This is a genomic window from Helicobacter pylori Shi112, from assembly GCF_000277405.1.
Lineage (GTDB): Bacteria > Campylobacterota > Campylobacteria > Campylobacterales > Helicobacteraceae > Helicobacter > Helicobacter pylori_C.
Map to the genome: position 1 here is coordinate 1225880 of NC_017741.1, position 16696 is coordinate 1242575.

Consider the following 16696-nt stretch of genomic DNA (forward strand, 5'->3'; position numbering starts at 1 on the left):
CCTCTCACAAGAGAGCGTTATGATAAAATCAGCCTTTGCGTTTTTCTACAATTTCCTTAGCGATATTGCTAGGCACTTCGCCATAATGATCAAACTCCATGGAATAAGTCCCACGCCCTTGAGTGGCTGATCGTAAATCCGTAGAATAACCAAACATTTCCACCAACGGCACAAAAGCGTTCACGATTTTCAAGCCTAATCGGTCGTCCATAGAATTGATCTGCCCTCTTCTTCTATTCAAATCGCCAATCACATCGCCCATGTATTCTTCAGGGACTTCCACTTCCACTTTCATCATAGGCTCTAGTAACACCGGGTTAGCCGCGCGACTCGCTTCTTTAAACGCCATAGAGCCAGCGATTTTAAACGCCATTTCTGAAGAATCCACATCATGGTAGCTCCCATCATAAAGGGTAACTTTAAAATCCACCACCGGATAGCCTGCCAAAACGCCATTTTGCATCGCTTCTTGGATACCCTTATCCACCGCAGGGATATATTCTTTAGGAATCACGCCCCCAGAAATTTCATTCACAAATTCATACCCACTGCCAGGCTCTTTAGGCTCAAGCTTGATAAACACATGCCCGTATTGCCCACGACCACCGCTTTGCTTAGCGTATTTATGCTCTTTATTCACGCTTGAGCGGATAGTCTCTCTAAAGGCGACTTGCGGCTGACCGATTTCAGCTTCCACCTTAAATTCTCTCTTCAATCTATCCACGATGATCTCTAGGTGCAATTCACCCATGCCACCAATAAGGGTTTGCCCGGTTTCTTCTTGAGTCATCACCCTAAAGCTTGGATCTTCTTCAGCAAGCTTGCCTAACGCTACGCCCATTTTTTCTTGGTCTGCTTTCGTTTTAGGCTCCACAGCGATGTGAATGACTGGCTCAGGAAATTCCATCCTTTCTAAAACGACGGCGTTCTTTTCATCGCAAAGCGTGTCCCCAGTCAGCGTGTCTTTTAAGCCCACAAACGCACAAATCTCACCCGCATAAACTTCTTTAATGTCTTCTCTCTTGTTGGAGTGCATTTTAAGGAGTCTTCCCACGCGCTCTTTTTTGTCTTTGGTGGAGTTATACACATAGCTACCAGACTCTAGATTGCCACGATACACGCGCACAAAAGTGAGTTGGCCCACAAAAGGATCCGTCATGATTTTAAACGCCAAACCGGCAAACTCGCCATCATCGCTGGATTTCACAAAAACCTCTTCTTCAGTTTTTGGATCAATCCCCTTAATATCCACAACCTCCGTAGGCGCTGGCAAGTAATCAATGACTGCGTCTAATAAAGTCTGCACGCCTTTATTTTTAAAAGAAGAACCACAAAGCATAGGGACAAGACTCATGTTTAAACAACCCGTTTTAATGCCTTTTTTGATTTCTTCAATACTCAATTCTTCACCGCCTAAATACTTTTCCATCAAGGCTTCATCTTGCTCGGCTACGGCTTCTACAAGCTTTTCTCGGTATTGTTTAGCCTTTTCTAACAAATCGCTAGGGATTTCTTCCACATCGTATTTGGCTCCCATGGTTTCATTGTTCCAAACAATCGCTTTCATTTGGACTAAATCAATCACGCCAATGAAAGTGTCTTCAGCCCCAATAGGGATATTAATAGGCACAGGATTAGCTTTCAAGCGTTGCTTGATCTGGTTTTCTACACTATAGAAATTCGCCCCAATCCTATCCATTTTATTGACAAAAACAATCCTAGGCACGCCGTATTTATTCGCTTGACGCCACACGGTTTCGCTTTGAGGCTGCACGCCCCCAACCGAGCAAAACACCGAAACCGCTCCATCTAGCACGCGCATGGATCGTTCCACTTCAATAGTGAAATCCACATGCCCTGGAGTGTCAATCAAATTGATCTGATGATCCTTCCAAAAGCAAGTCGTTGCCGCAGAAGTGATCGTGATCCCTCTTTCTTTTTCTTGCTCCATCCAATCCATTGTCGCCGCGCCGTCATGCACTTCGCCAATCTTATGGCTCACGCCTGTATAGAATAAAATCCTTTCAGAAGTGGTGGTTTTCCCAGCATCAATGTGAGCGGCGATACCGATATTCCTAATCCTATTTAATGGGGTTTTTCTAGCCATTCTAACTCCAATTACCAGCGATAGTGTGCGAACGCTTTATTCGCTTCTGCCATTTTATGCACATCTTCTTTTTTCTTAAAAGCCGCACCCTTATCGCTAGCCGCATCCATAAGCTCGTTAGCCAATCTATCCACCATCATTCTTTCATTGCGTTTTCTAGTCGCTTCTAAAATCCAACGGATAGATAGCGACTGCTGGCGGCTCGCTCTCACTTCTACGGGCACTTGATAGGTAGCCCCACCCACTCTTCTGCTGCGCACTTCCACTAAAGGACGCACTCTTTCTAGGGCTTTTTCAAACACTTCAATCCCTTTTTCACCGCTTTTTTCTTCAATCTTATTAAAAGCTTTGTAGATGATTTTTTCCGCTACGCTTTTCTTGCCGTCATACATCATCTTATTGATAAACTTAGTAACCACTTTGTTCCCATAAACAGGATCGCCCAAAACCTCCCTAACGGGTGCTTTTCTTCTTCTCATGTTTTTGTTTTCCTCTTATTTTTTCTTATTGTCGGTTGCTTTCTTGTCGGTTGCTTTAGCTTTTTTAGTCCCGTATTTAGAGCGTGAAACCGTTCTTTTATTGACCCCTGCAGTGTCTAAAGCGCCACGAACGATGTGGTATTTCACACCGGGTAAATCCTTAACCCTACCCCCACGCACTAACACAATGGAGTGCTCTTGCAAGTTATGCCCTTCACCAGGGATATAACTGATCACTTCAAATTTACTGGTCAAACGGACCTTAGCGACCTTTCTTAAAGCCGAGTTAGGCTTTTTAGGGGTAGTCGTATAAACCCTAGTACAAACCCCTCTTCTTTGAGGGCATTCCACTAATGCAGGTGATTTCGTTTTTTTAACCACCTTTTTCCTTTCTTTTCTAATCAACTGATTGATAGTAGGCACTATTTTTCCTTATTCTAAAAATTTAAAACTAAAAGTTCCCCCATTTTACCCTAATTTTTCTTTTAAAAATCTTAACCGATTTTTTTGTCAAAATTTAGGGTCATCTTCAAGCGTTCTTAACACGATTTTTTTATTCTTATACATGCCCGTTCCCACAGGGATCATCCTCCCCAACACCACATTCTCTTTCAAGTCTTCTAAAAAGTCTTTTTTCATAGCGATACTGGCTTCTGTCAAAACTTTAGTCGTTTCTTGGAAAGAGGCCGCTGAGATGATGCTATCGCTCCCAATAGCCGCTCTAGTAATCCCTAAAAGCACCGGTTCAGCAATCGCTGGCTCGCCTTTTAAAGCGATCACACGAGCGTTTTCTTCTTTGAAGAGTTTTTTACTGACTAAATCCCCTTCAATAAACTTGCTATCTCCGCTGTCTAAAATACGCACTTGCCTTAGCATTTGAGAAACAATGATTTCAATGTGCTTGTCCGCAATGCTTACCCCCTGCCTGCGATACACTTGCTGGACTTCGCTCACAATGTATTTATAAAGCTCTTTTTCGCCGCTGATCCTTAAAATATCATGGCTTGAAACCACTCCATCCGTCATCGCTTCTCCTGCATGCACAAATTCATCAGCATGCACTAAAATTTGCTTGCCCTTATCCACAAAATAATCCATGGAACGGCCATCTTTAGAGGTTACGATGATGTGTTCTTTATTGCGAATGGGTTTGCCAAAACTCACGATCCCATCAACTTCAGAAAGAATCGCCGCATCTTTAGGCTTGGGTTTTCTCGCTTCAAAGAGTTCCGAAACCCTTGGGAGACCCCCAGTAATATCTCTGGATTTAACGGTCGCTTTAGGGATTTTCGCTAACACTTCAGCCTGCTCCACGCTAGAGCCATCAATAATAGCGATAGAAGTTTTTGGCTCTAAGAAATAACGCACCTCTTCGCCATTAACCCCCTCTAAAAACAAGCTTGGTTTGTATCCGCTTGGAATGTAATCATTCACCACTAAGCTTGTGGTGCCGGTATTTTCGTCTTCTTTTTCAGCGACCGTAACCCCTGCGATAATATCCACAAAACCCACCTTACCTTTAAAGTCCGCAATGATAGGGGTGTTGTAAGGATCCCATGTGGCAATCGTTTTGAAAGTGTTAGTCGTGGGTTTAGAAATCACGCTATTAGCGCTCACTTCACTATTATCATCAATCAAAATCTCAGAACCCCTAGCGATATAATGGCGAGCGACTTCCCTACCATTATCATCAGCTATCACCGCAAACAAGCCTTTTTCGCTCACAATATCGCCCTCTTTGATCCCATGGGTGCGCTCTAAATGATTAGCCTCTAAAACATAGTATTTGATTGCGCCTTTTTCTTTGGCATACACATCTTGCGCAATAGGGTCATTATCCCTAACTAGCAATTCGCTCGCATAAGGGATGCGATTAGGCACATTCCAGCCCTCTTGGATAATATCAGCGATACTTCCCCCCTTATGCACCTTATGCCCACTAGCATAAGGCAAATACACTTTCCCCTCAATCTTACCGCCAACGCCGGCCAATTCGCTTGGCTTGACAATATCGCTTCTTCTTAAAACAAATTTAGCTTCTTGATCGCCATTTTTCACGCTCACAACGACTTCTTCATAGACCGTTTCAATGCGTAATTCCCCATCAAAAGGCGCTTTAACCTTAGGCTCTACCACTAAAATAGAAGCGTTACGGCGGTTAGCGATAATGTTTTTACCCTCTTTATTCGTGTAAGTCCTAAGGTTGTAGAAACGCACAAAACCTTCTTTGCTCGCTACAATTTCGCGCTCATCCTGACTCCTGCTCGCTGTCCCGCCCACATGGAAAGTCCTTAAAGTGAGCTGAGTTCCAGGCTCCCCGATAGATTGCGCAGCCACCACGCCCACCGCTTCACCCGGATAGCTCATCTTGCCTTCACCCAAATTCAATCCATAGCATTTCGCGCACACGCCCTTTGGCGCTTTACAAGTTACTGGGGTGCGGATCGTAATGGATTTAATCCCGGCTTCAACCACCTTTTTAGCACCCTCTTCATCAATCAAAGTGTCCGCATAAAGCAAGATTTCATTCGTAATGGGATCGATCACATCTTCTAATAAAACGCGCCCAAAAATACGCTCTTCTAAAGGTTCAATCAGCTCACTCCCCACCGCAATATCCGTGATTTCAATCCCTTCATGCGTGCCGCAATCATCAGAGACCACCTTGACATTTTGCGAAACATCAATGAGCTTTCTGGTCAAATACCCCGCATTGGCTGTTTTTAGTGCTGTATCCGCTAAGCCCTTTCTAGCGCCATGCGTGGAGTTAAAGTATTCTAAGACATTCAACCCCTCTTTAAAGTTAGAAATAATGGGCGTTTCAATGATACTGCCATCTGGCTTTGTCATAAGACCTCTCATCGCTGAAAGCTGACGGATTTGCGCCGCACTCCCCCTTGCGCCGCTATCTGCCATCATATAAATAGAGTTAAAGCCCTCTTTATCTTGCGCGATAGCGCTCATCATTTCTTTACTCATTTTGTCATTGACTTCAGTCCAAGTGTCAATGATCTTATTGTAACGCTCTTGGTCAGTGAGCAGCCCTTGATCGTATTGTTGCTGGATTTTTTTAACCTCTATTTTGGCTTTTTCCACCATTTTTTGCTTGTCTTTTGGCGTGATAATATCTTCCATAGAGATAGAAATACCAGCCTTAGTCGCATACCTAAAGCCAAGCGTTTTTAAATTATCCAAAAAGGTTGCAGTAATGCCGATACCGCCGACTTTATGCACATAATCCACAAGCACGCCAATATCTTTTTTCTTCATGGGTCTGTTCCACAAATCAGTAGGGATAAAATCAGGCAAAATGGACTTAATAATCATGCGCCCCGCGCTCGTAGCGATAATATTCCCTTGATCTAAAACCCTAATCTTTGCGTGGATGTCTAATTCTTTCGTGTCAATGGCGGTGATGATTTCATTCACGCTAGAAAAAAGTTTATGCTCGCCCTTGACCCCGCTCTTTTCTAAAGAAAGATAATAAAGCCCCAAAACCATATCCTGGCTAGGAATGGCTACGGCTTTACCGCTAGCAGGCAAAAGGATATTCATAGAGCTTAGCATCAGCACCTTGCATTCAGCGATCGCTTCCTGGCTTAAAGGCACATGCACCGCCATTTGGTCCCCGTCAAAATCGGCGTTGAACGCTGAACACACTAACGGGTGCAATTGGATCGCTTTGCCATCAATTAGCTTTGGATGGAACGCTTGAATGGATTGCTTGTGCAAGGTAGGAGCGCGGTTGAGTAGCACCGGATACCCCTCTGTGATTTCTTGCAAGCACTCCCACACTTCATTGCTTTTTTGCTCAATCATGCGTTTAGCCTGTTTGAGCGTGGTGGCATAGCCTCTCTCTTCAAGCTTGGATAATAAATGCGGTTTGAAGAGTTCCAACGCCATGTTTTTAGGCAACCCGCACTCGTCCATCTTGAGGTTTGGCCCAACCACAATCACGCTTCTGCCTGAAAAATCCACGCGCTTACCTAAAAGGTTTTGCCTGAAACGCCCTTGCTTGCCTTTAATGATTTCACTGAGCGATTTTAAAGGGCGTTTGTTAGCCCCTTTAACCGCATTGGTGCTGCGGCCGTTATCAAAAAGCACATCCACGGCTTCTTGCAACATCCTTTTTTCATTGCGCACAATGATTTCTGGCGCCCCAAGCTCCATTAAGCGTTTCAAGCGTTGGTTACGATTGATGACACGGCGATACAATTCATTCACATCGCTGACCGCAAACTTCCCGCCATCTAGCGCAACTAAAGGCCTTAAATCCGGTGGCAATACCGGTAACACCGTGAGCATCATCCACTCAGGCCTGTTACCAGAATTTAAAAAGCTTTCTACCACTTTCAAACGCTTAATGAGTTTTTTCTTTTTCGCATCGGAATTGGTGTCTTTCACTTCTTCTTTCAAACTCTGCAATAAGGTGATCAAATCAATTTCTTCTAGCAAATCCTTGATCGCTTCGCCGCCCATTTGCGCTACAAAGCCCCTGTCTTCGTATCTTCGTGAGATATTTTGATACTGCTCTTCATTCAAAATATCGTATTTCATCACAAGCTTAGTGCCTTCATTGTCATAAGCGGCTTCGCCTGGCTCTTTAACGATATAAGCTTCATAATACAACACGCGCTCTAAGTCTTTCATCTTAACGCCTAAAAGCGTGCCGATACGGCTAGGCAAGGAATTGACATACCAGATATGCGCTACAGGAGTGGCTAATTCAATATGCCCCATTCTGAAACGCCTGACTTTGGAGTGCGTGATCGCTACGCCGCATTTTTCGCATGTGCCAATGTCTTTGAAGCGAGGCTTTTTGTATTTACCGCACAAGCATTCATAATCTTTAGTGGGGCCAAAGATTTTCATGCAAAACAAGCCGTCTCGTTCAGGTTTTAGGGTGCGATAATTGATCGTTTCTGGCTTTTTAACTTCCCCATAACTCCAAGAATGGATTTTTTCAGGGCTGGCTAGCGTGAGCTGGAAAGAGCTAAAGTCTTTAGGCCTGTCATCTTCTTTAATGACAATGGGTTTAGGCGATCCATCTTCATCCACATCGTCCCCAAAAATATTAATATCCAAAGCGAGCGATTGCAATTCTTTAGTCAAAACATAGAAAGTCTCAGGGATTTCACTCTCGCCCACTTGCTCACCTTTAGCGATAGCCCTATAAGCGTTCTCTCTACCTCTAATATCATCAGATTTAATGGTGAGCATTTCTTTTAGAGTGTGCGCTGCACCATAAGCTTCTAGCGCCCACACTTCCATTTCCCCAAACCTTTGACCCCCAAAGAGCGCTTTACCCCCAACGGGCTGGTGCGTTACCAAGCTATAAGGGCCTGTGCTTCTGGCATGGACTTTTTCATCCACTAAATGGTGGAGTTTGATCATATACATGTAGCCCACATTCACGCGCTCCCTCATTTTTTCGCCTGTGCGCCCGTCATACAGATCCATTTTGCCATCCATAGCGATCTTGGCTAATTCAAATAGCTTATAAAATTTTTCTTGCGAGATGCCTTCAAACACAGGGATAGCCATCTTAACGCCCTTGCTCCAATCTTTAGCGTATTCCAAAAGCTCTTCATCAGAACAACTCTCAAGAACATGGATTGTCAAGGGGTCTTTTTCATTAATGGCGTTAGCGATTTCTAGCATTTTAGCGCGCAATTCTTTGGCAAAATCTTTGGTTTTATCCTCTAGCATGCTAGCGATTTGTTTCCCAAATTCTTTCCCCACTAAGCCTAAATGCATTTCTAAAATCTGCCCGATATTCATGCGGCTTGGCACGCCTAAAGGGTTTAAGACAATATCTACAGGCTCGCCATCAGCGGTATAAGGCATATCCGCAACCGGCACGATATTAGACACAATCCCTTTATTCCCATGCCTTCCTGCCATTTTATCGCCCACTTTAAGCTTTCGTTTTGTAGCGATATAGAGCTTGACTTTTTTGATCACGCCATTAGGCAAAATATCATCTTTTTCTAAAATAGAAAGCTTTTCTTCATGCTCTTCGCCCAAGACTTTCTTTTGCTCTAAGAAATTGTTTTTGGTGATTTCATAGTGGTTTTGCACTTCTTTAGAATACTTTTTCACCAAACTGGCCAAAGTGAAGCGGTTGATTGAAGCGATTTCTTCTTTAGGGATTCGATCGCCTTCTTTATAATCCTTGCCATTATGGCTGAAAGGCTCTTCTAAAATCGCTTGAGAAAGGAGCGAACTGACGCGCAACAATTCTTCTTTATTGAGCATGGTCAAGCGGTCAAAATGCTCCATATCAAGCTTGGCTTTTTCTTCTTCATACGCGCTCAAAACCCGCGCGTCTTTCTCATAGCCTTTTTTAGTGAAGACTTTCACATCAATCACCGTGCCTTCCAAACTTGGAGGGCAATACAAACTCTTATTGACCACATGCCCGGCTTTATCCCCAAAAATAGCCCTTAAAAGCCGCTCTTCAGGCGTGCTTTTAATCTCGCCTTTAGGAGAAGTCTTACCCACTAAAATCATGCCAGCGCTCACATAAGTGCCCACTTTAACGATCCCGCTTTCATCAAGATGAGCGAGCGCTTCTTCTTTCACATCAGGAATGTCAGCGGTAAATTCTTCCACGCCATGCTTAAGCTCCCTAGCATCCACTTCTTTTTCATAAATGTGGGTGGAAGTGAAAATATCATCTTTAGTGATGCGCTCACTCACCACGATAGCGTCTTCAAAGTTATAGCCATTCCAAGGCATGAACGCCACGCGCACATTTTTCCCTAACGCCAACTCGCCCCTATCCATGCTAGGGCCATCAGCGATGATTTGCCCGGCTTCCACTTTATCGCCCACCTTAACGATAGGGATTTGATTGAAACTGGTGTTTTGGTTGGTGCACAAGTTTTTTTGCAAAGAATACGCATCAATATAGGCTTCTTCTTTGCCTTCGCCTAAAATATAAATATTTTTAGAATCAATTTTTTCTACAACGCCTGCACGATTGGCTTTGATCGCTCCCCAAGAATCCCTAGCGATAATTTTTTCAATCCCTGTGCCTACAATGGGAGCGTCGCTTCTCAATAACGGCACCGCTTGGCGCTGCATGTTAGTCCCCATTAAGGCGCGGTTAGCGTCATCATGTTCTAAGAAAGGAATGAGCGATGCGGCTACCCCTACTAGCATGCTAGAGCTTAAATCCATTAAGGTTACTTTGCTTTTTTCGTTTAAAACGATCTCGCCTTCCACGCGCGTTTCAATCAAATCGCCTAAAATATTACCCTCTTCATCAATGGGGGTGCTTGCAGGAGCGATGATGTGGCTGTATTCTTGAATAGCGGTCAAATAAATCGTCTCACCCACTACCTTGCCATCCACAACCTTTTTATAAGGGGCTTCAATAAAGCCTAAATCATTCACTCTCGTGAAAGTGGAAAGGGTGTTGATCAAACCGATATTTTGACCTTCTGGGGTTTCAATGGGGCAAATTCGGCCATAATGCGTGGGGTGCACATCCCTAGCTTCAAAACCTACCCTGTCTTTCACCAATCCCCCTTCACCGAGCGCTGAAAGGCGGCGCTTGTGTGTAACTTCACTCAAGGGGTTAGTTTGATCCATAAATTGCGAGAGCTGACCGCCCATGAAAAATTCCATGATGGTGCTTGTGATCATTTTAGAATTGACCAAGTCATGAGGCATGAGCGAATCAAAAGCCCCGCTCATGGTAGTGAGCTTGTCTTTAATGGTCTTTTGCATTTTCACTAAGCCTGAATGCAATTCATTGGCCAATAATTCCCCTACCGCCCTGATCCTACGATTGCCCAAGTGGTCCCTGTCATCAATCTTGCCCTGATTGTTTTTGATCTTCATGAGATATTTAACGGTGGTGATAATATCTTCATGCGTTAAGGTCGTAATGTAATCAGGCACATGCAAGCCTAACTTGTGATTCATTTTCATACGGCCCACCATGGTCAAATCATAGCGTTCAGGATCAAAGAAAAGTTTTTTGACAAACTGCTTAGCCACTTCAGTCGTAACAGGATCGCCTGGCTTCATAACCTTATGAATACGAATCGCCGCTAGAGCGTTTTCATCATCAATTTTTTCAGTTTGCTTGAGCAATTTCAAAGACTCAGAATCGGCTGAAAAAGATTGGATAATGGAAGCGTCATGCCCTAACGCTAGATCGTTGATGATCACAAATTCTTGCACGCCTAAATCGTGGATTTTTTCTAACCTATTCTTATCTAGCTGAGTGAGCATGTCCAATAAGACTTCTTTCCCTACCATAACAGGTTCAGCTAAATGACGATTGAGTAAAATATCCATAGGGTATTCCACCCATTCTAAATGGTTTTCTTTAAGCTCTTTAATCTTTCTTGAAGTGAGCTTTTTTCCCGCTAAAAGAATAACCTTGCCTTGAGGATCTTTCAAGTCAAATTCCATTCTTTGATTGGCGTCTAATGAAGCAAACGGGATCAAATATTTATCGTTTTCATAACGCACTTTAACAAGCGGGTAGAACATTTTGATAATGTCTTGTTTTTGATAGTCCATCGCCCTGAATAAAATAGTAACAGGCACTTTACGGCGTTTGTTGATACGAGCGTATAAAACATCTTTAGAATCGTATTCAAAATACAGCCACGAACCCCTATCAGGGATGATTTGCCCTGTGTAAATGAGCTTGTTTAAAGAAGTGCTGGACTCTTCTTCTTTGAAAATCACACCAGGGCTTCTGTGGAGTTGATTGACGACCACGCGCTCCACCCCATTAATGATAAATGAAGTGCGTTCTGTCATCAAAGGGATCTCACGAATGAAAATGCTTTGTTCTTTAATATCCTTAATGCCGTTCTTTTCGCCACTTTTGGTGTCTTTTTCCCACAAGATCAAGCGCACTTTAATTTTGAGAGGGATAGAGTAGGTAATGCCTCTCTCCATCGCTTCTCTAACAGTGTATTTAGACTTACCAAATTCGCAACCCGCGTATTCTAAAGTGATGCGGTTATGCTCATCTTGGATAGGGAAAATGGATTTAAAAACCTTTTCAATCCCGCTCTCTTTACCCTCTTTAGAATACAAAAAAGAATCATAGCTATCTCGTTGCAATAATAATAAATTAGGGACTTCTAAATCTGTTGGGGTTTTTGTAAAATCAGCTCTCAAGCGGTTTTTTAGGGGAATTTTTTTTGACATATTTCAAGCCTTTAATCAAAAATTTTGAGTTATTTAATGCATTAATTCAAGTAAGCATTGCAAAAGGATCTTTAAACTTTAGAGCCATCCATGATAAAAATACCAAAAACCCACCTGCAATACTAACCACTTTAGGCCACACGCTCACAAACAAAATCATGGAGCAAAATCATCTGCCACGCTAGAGCAGAGAAAGGCGCAAAGGCCTTTCTGTTTTTAAGTCTTACTTGACTTCAACCTTAGCGCCTACTTCTTCGAGTTTTTTCTTGATGGTTTCAGCTTCTTCTTTATTCACGCCTTCTTTAAGCACATGAGGGGTTTTTTCGGTAGCGTCTTTGGCTTCTTTCAGGCCAAGTCCGGTAATTTCACGAACCACTTTAATCACCTTGATTTTTTCAGCACCGCTATCAGCCAAAATCACATTAAATTCGGTTTTTTCTTCGCTCTCAGCCGCTGCACCGCCAGCTACAGCCGCACCCGCTACGACCGTTGGAGTCGCGCTCACGCCAAATTTTTCCTCAAACATTTTAACCAATTCAGAAAGCTCTAAAACGCTCAATGAACCAATATACTCTAACACTTCTTCTTTTGAAATTGCCATAATCCAATCCTTCAAATTTTTTTAAATTAAAGCCATCATAGGCTATTAGTTTTCTTCTTTCGCTTTACGCAAATTGTCTAAACCCGTAACAAAATAACGCGCCGGAGCCGTCCAAACAGAAAGCAACATTCCCATAAGCTCTTCTTTGTTTGGGAGTTTTGAAACCGCTTCCACATGAGCTACGCTAACGCTTTCTTTATCAAACAAGCCCGCTTTCAACACAAAGTGATCTTTGTGATCTTTTTGGAAGTCAAACACGAGCTTAGAGAGAGCGATCTGATCATCGCCCCACAAAAACACATTGGTTTCTTTCAAATCCAAATCAGAATAGCCGGTCTCTTTCATGGCAATATGAGCAAGAGTATTCTTAATCACTTGCACTTTAATGCCTTGAGCGCAAGCCTTATTCCTTAAAGCTTCCAGCTTTCTCACGCTAAGACCCTTATAATCGCAAATTAAAAGGGCTTTGGCATCTGCAAATTGCGTTTTTAAGTTAGCGACTAGCTCTACTTTATGCTGCCTTTGATGTTGTTTTTGCATCTTTTCCTCCTTTCTAGACTAGACCTCTGCAAGATTATCTTTTTAAAAAAGAAATTTTAAGCTTTTTAGCTCTTACGATCTTCAGCCTAAGATTAAAAACTCCTAACGCTATTTAATATCCATCAATTCTTGCGCGTCCAAATTCACTGAAGGCGACATGGTGAGCGAAAGAGCGGCGTTTCTAATATACTTGCCTTTCGCGCTACTGGGTTTTAGGCGGTTGATCGTTTTAACCAACTCAAGCATGTTTTCTTTGATTTTTTCTTCAGGAAAACTCGCCTTACCAATAGGGGCATGAACATTGCCCTTTTTATCCACCCTGAAATTCACTTGACCGCTTTTAGCGTTACTAACCGCTTTAGCAATATCCATCGTAACGGTTCCGGTTTTGGGGTTTGGCATCAAACCTTTAGGGCCTAAAATCCTACCCACTTTACCGACAACCGCCATCATATCAGGCGTTGCGATCACCATGTCAAAATCAATACGACCATTTTTGATTTCTTCAGCCAAATCGTCTCCGCCAACGACATCAGCCCCAGCGTTTTTGGCTTCATCTTGCTTAATGTCTTTTGCAAAAACAGCCACTCTTACTTTTTTCCCTGTTCCATGAGGAAGCACCACCGCACCGCGTACCATTTGATCCGCATGCCTTGGATCAACCCCTAGTCTTAACGCCACTTCCACGGTTTCATCAAATTTGGCTGAAGCGAGGGATTTAACCACTTCTACGCCTTGCTCTACGCCATACGCTTTATCGTTTTGAATTTTAGAAAAAAGTTTCTCCAATCTTTTAAATACTTTTTTTGCCACGATTCTAATCCTTAAAAATTTCTTTCAATTCCAACAAAACCCAATCAATCCACAACTTCTACGCCCATGCTCCTAGCGCTACCCATAACGATTTTTTTGGCCGCTTCCATGGTGCTTGTGTTTAAATCTTCCATTTTCAATTGCGCGATCTCTTCCACTTGCTTGTGGGTGAGCTTTGCAATCTTATTTTTAAGCGGGTTGTCAGAGCCTTTTTCAACCCCAGAAGCTTTTTTGATCAAATCGGTTACCGGAGGCTTTTTAGTGATAAAGGTGAAACTCTTATCTTGATAAACCGTGATAATGACTGGGATATTAAAACTCCCCATGTCTTTAGTTCTCTCGTTAAAAGCCTTACAAAATTCCATGATATTAACCCCTCTTTGACCCAACGCTGGCCCTACGGGAGGTGAAGGGTTTGCCTTACCGGCAGGGATTTGAAGTTTGATTTCTCCGACTACTTTTTTAGCCATGTTTTCTCCTTAAAAAGTTATATAATTTTTTCCACTTGCGAATGCAAAATCTCTATTGGAGTGTTCCTACCAAAAATAGAAACATTGAGCTTGAGCTTGCGGTGTTCCACATCATACTCTTCCACCGTAGCGGTAAAGTTCGCAAAAGGACCTTCCACCACACGCACCACTTCGCCTTGCTCAAAAAAGATTTTTGGCTTGGGGGCTGCTCGGTTATTCATTTTTTCTAAAATATGCCCAATATCCGCTTCACTCAATGGGGTTGGCTTTTTGTTTTCTCCAATAAAACGGCTCACTCTTGGCAAAGATTGTATCTTATGCCACAAAACCGTATCTAAATCCACCTTAATAAAAACATACCCAGGATAAAGGCTTCGTTCCGTTACTTTCGTCTTGCTTTTTTTAGAAACCTCTATAATATCTTCAGTAGGCACAATGATCTCTTGTATCCTATCTCTTATATTATGATCGTTCGCTAGATTCTCAATCGCTTTCTTAACGGACTGCTCGCTCCCTGAATAAGTTTGTATGGCATACCAATCCATCATTATTCTCCTTATTTAAAGCCACCAACCTATAGAACACTAGAGACAAAAGCCCCTAGAGAAAAATCCAACAAAGCTAAAAACAGCGTGATAGCACTCACCACCACCAAAACAGAAACAAGCGCGTTGCGTATCTGCTCTTTAATAGGAAATATCACTTTAGAAAGCTCTTCTCTAGCTAATTTATATTGCATGAGCCATTTATCCATAGTTTCTTTTCGCCCTCACTTAAACTTAATACATTTATTAAAAGAATTTTCAATTTTATCCAAAATAGCTTAAACTAAAATTAAAAAATTTAAAAACAATCCAATTGAAACACAAATTTGATAGAATAAATTAGTAGATGGCAGGCCAGGAGGGACTCGAACCCCCAACAACCGGTTTTGGAGACCGACGCTCTACCATTGGAGCTACTGACCTAACCTCCCCTCCTTTTAAATTGCAACACCCAAGAAAGAGCTAACTCTTCAATTTGATTTCTTTATGAAGAGTGTGCTTATTTTCCCTTGGGCAGAACTTCTTAAGCTCCAGTTTTTCAGTGTTAGTTTTAGCGTTCTTGGTTGTGCTGTAATTGATGTCTTCACAATCAGAACACTTCAACCCTATTTTAACTTTCATAATGACCCTTTATGGTAACTCTTTTTGCTAATATTATTCAATAATATTGCTCACAACACCAGCACCAACGGTCCTACCGCCTTCACGAATCGCAAATTTAGTTCCCAATTCCAATGCAACAGGGCTAATCAACTCCACAGTGATTTTAACATTATCGCCAGGCATAACCATTTCCACGCCTTCAGGAAGGGTGATAGAGCCAGTCACATCAGTCGTGCGCACATAGAATTGCGGACGGTAGTTGGTGAAGAATGGAGTGTGTCTCCCACCTTCTTCTTTGGAGAGGACATAAATTTCTCCCTCAAATTTCTTGTGCGGAGTGATAGAACCTGGTTTGCATAGAACCATACCGCGTTCTACTTCTTCTTTTTTAGTTCCTCTCAAAAGCACGCCCACATTATCGCCGGCCTCACCTTTTTCTAACTCTTTTCTAAACATTTCCACACCGGTTACAGTCGTTTTTTGTGTAGCTCTGATACCAACGATTTCCACTTCATCGCCCACTTTCACCACGCCTCTTTCAATCCTACCTGTAACCACAGTTCCTCTACCCGCAATAGAGAACACATCTTCAACCGGCATCAAGAAAGTTTTTTCAGTATCCCTTTCTGGAGTAGGGATATAAGCATCCACTTCAGCCATGAGCTTCAGCACTTTTTCACCCCATTCACCCACATTGCCAGCCTTTGCTTCTTCTAAAGCTCTTAAAGCTGAACCCGCTACGATAGGAGTGTCATCGCCAGGAAATTCATACGCGCTCAACAATTCGCGCACTTCCATTTCTACCAACTCTAACAATTCTTGGTCATCTACCATGTCTTGTTTGTTTAAGAAAACAACGATGTGAGGCACACCTACTTGACGAGACAATAAGATATGCTCCCTAGTTTGAGGCATAGGGCCATCAGCTGCAGAAACAACCAAAATCGCTCCATCCATTTGCGCCGCACCGGTGATCATGTTTTTTACATAGTCGGCGTGTCCTGGGCAATCCACATGCGCATAGTGTCTGTTTTCAGTCTCATATTCAATGTGAGAAGTAGCGATAGTGATCCCTCTTTCTTTTTCTTCAGGGGCGTTATCAATATTATCATAGTCTTTCATTTCTGCAAGACCCTTCAAAGAAAGCACCGCTGAAATCGCTGCACTCAAAGTCGTTTTACCATGGTCTACATGCCCAATGGTTCCAATATTAACATGCGGCTTAGTTCTATTAAACTTTTCTTTTGCCATTTGTATTTCTCCTTAATTTTTTGAAATGGATTTTAGAATTATACTAAACAAAATCCTAAGTATTCCTAAATGCTACCACAAAATTTAAGACATTTTTGTCTTAT

12 protein-coding genes and 1 tRNA gene are annotated in these 16696 nt (G+C 42.6%); all 13 read right to left on the reverse strand.

Translation table 11 applies throughout. From position 1 onward, the window contains the following. Window positions 1-28 precede the first annotated feature (28 nt). The 13 genes from fusA to tuf all read right to left on the reverse strand — a co-directional run bounded on the left by fusA (window position 29) and on the right by tuf (window position 16592). Entirely contained in the window at window positions 29-2107 is a 2079-nt protein-coding gene (fusA, locus tag HPSH112_RS05860) for an elongation factor G (RefSeq protein ID WP_000101892.1), read from the reverse strand. Window positions 2108-2118: 11 nt separating this feature from the next. Next, window positions 2119-2586: a 30S ribosomal protein S7 gene (rpsG, locus tag HPSH112_RS05865; protein WP_001254365.1), complete on the reverse strand. Its 468-nt coding sequence runs from the start codon at window positions 2584-2586 to the stop codon at window positions 2119-2121. Window positions 2587-2601: 15 nt separating this feature from the next. Continuing rightward, window positions 2602-3009, reverse strand: coding sequence for a 30S ribosomal protein S12 (gene rpsL, locus HPSH112_RS05870; protein WP_001142321.1), 408 nt, complete (start codon window positions 3007-3009; stop codon window positions 2602-2604). Window positions 3010-3096: 87 nt separating this feature from the next. After that, window positions 3097-11769 carry a DNA-directed RNA polymerase subunit beta/beta' gene (locus tag HPSH112_RS05875; RefSeq protein WP_000037874.1) on the reverse strand — a complete coding sequence of 2891 codons (8673 nt, stop codon included), beginning with the start codon at window positions 11767-11769 and terminating at the stop codon, window positions 3097-3099. 223 nt (window positions 11770-11992) lie between these two features. Then, window positions 11993-12370 (reverse strand): 50S ribosomal protein L7/L12, encoded by a 378-nt coding sequence (rplL, locus tag HPSH112_RS05885; protein WP_001018228.1) that lies wholly within the window; start codon window positions 12368-12370, stop codon window positions 11993-11995. Window positions 12371-12415: 45 nt separating this feature from the next. Beyond that, entirely contained in the window at window positions 12416-12910 is a 495-nt protein-coding gene (gene rplJ, locus HPSH112_RS05890; protein ID WP_001171784.1) for a 50S ribosomal protein L10, read from the reverse strand. 108 nt (window positions 12911-13018) lie between these two features. Continuing rightward, complete coding sequence (gene rplA / locus HPSH112_RS05895) at window positions 13019-13723, reverse strand: 50S ribosomal protein L1 (RefSeq protein WP_001085838.1); 705 nt, start codon at window positions 13721-13723, stop codon at window positions 13019-13021. 44 nt (window positions 13724-13767) lie between these two features. Next, a complete protein-coding gene (gene rplK, locus HPSH112_RS05900; RefSeq protein ID WP_001085997.1) occupies window positions 13768-14193 on the reverse strand; it encodes a 50S ribosomal protein L11 in 426 nt (141 codons plus the stop codon). A 17-nt stretch (window positions 14194-14210) separates the two neighbouring features. Next, window positions 14211-14738 carry a transcription termination/antitermination protein NusG gene (gene nusG, locus HPSH112_RS05905; RefSeq protein WP_001846772.1) on the reverse strand — a complete coding sequence of 176 codons (528 nt, stop codon included), beginning with the start codon at window positions 14736-14738 and terminating at the stop codon, window positions 14211-14213. Between the two features lie 29 nt (window positions 14739-14767). Beyond that, window positions 14768-14947 carry a preprotein translocase subunit SecE gene (gene secE, locus HPSH112_RS05910; RefSeq protein WP_000362125.1) on the reverse strand — a complete coding sequence of 60 codons (180 nt, stop codon included), beginning with the start codon at window positions 14945-14947 and terminating at the stop codon, window positions 14768-14770. Window positions 14948-15085: 138 nt separating this feature from the next. Next, window positions 15086-15161, reverse strand: a tRNA-Trp gene (locus tag HPSH112_RS05915). Between the two features lie 39 nt (window positions 15162-15200). Beyond that, a complete protein-coding gene (gene rpmG / locus HPSH112_RS05920; RefSeq protein WP_000865159.1) occupies window positions 15201-15359 on the reverse strand; it encodes a 50S ribosomal protein L33 in 159 nt (52 codons plus the stop codon). A 33-nt stretch (window positions 15360-15392) separates the two neighbouring features. Further along, complete coding sequence (gene tuf / locus HPSH112_RS05925; RefSeq protein WP_001040578.1) at window positions 15393-16592, reverse strand: elongation factor Tu; 1200 nt, start codon at window positions 16590-16592, stop codon at window positions 15393-15395. Between the last annotated feature and the right edge of the window lie 104 nt (window positions 16593-16696).

Excerpts from the sequence above, each read along its gene's own strand:
- fusA (WP_000101892.1), bottom strand. The coding sequence starts at position 2,107 with ATGGCTAGAAAAACCCCATTAAATAGGATTAGGAATATCGGTATCGCC.
- rpsG (WP_001254365.1), bottom strand. The coding sequence starts at position 2,586 with ATGAGAAGAAGAAAAGCACCCGTTAGGGAGGTTTTGGGCGATCCTGTT.
- HPSH112_RS05875 (WP_000037874.1), bottom strand. The coding sequence starts at position 11,769 with ATGTCAAAAAAAATTCCCCTAAAAAACCGCTTGAGAGCTGATTTTACA.
- rplL (WP_001018228.1), bottom strand. The coding sequence starts at position 12,370 with ATGGCAATTTCAAAAGAAGAAGTGTTAGAGTATATTGGTTCATTGAGC.
- rplJ (WP_001171784.1), bottom strand. The coding sequence starts at position 12,910 with ATGCAAAAACAACATCAAAGGCAGCATAAAGTAGAGCTAGTCGCTAAC.
- rplK (WP_001085997.1), bottom strand. The coding sequence starts at position 14,193 with ATGGCTAAAAAAGTAGTCGGAGAAATCAAACTTCAAATCCCTGCCGGT.
- nusG (WP_001846772.1), bottom strand. The coding sequence starts at position 14,738 with ATGGATTGGTATGCCATACAAACTTATTCAGGGAGCGAGCAGTCCGTT.
- secE (WP_000362125.1), bottom strand. The coding sequence starts at position 14,947 with ATGGATAAATGGCTCATGCAATATAAATTAGCTAGAGAAGAGCTTTCT.
- rpmG (WP_000865159.1), bottom strand. The coding sequence starts at position 15,359 with ATGAAAGTTAAAATAGGGTTGAAGTGTTCTGATTGTGAAGACATCAAT.
- tuf (WP_001040578.1), bottom strand. The coding sequence starts at position 16,592 with ATGGCAAAAGAAAAGTTTAATAGAACTAAGCCGCATGTTAATATTGGA.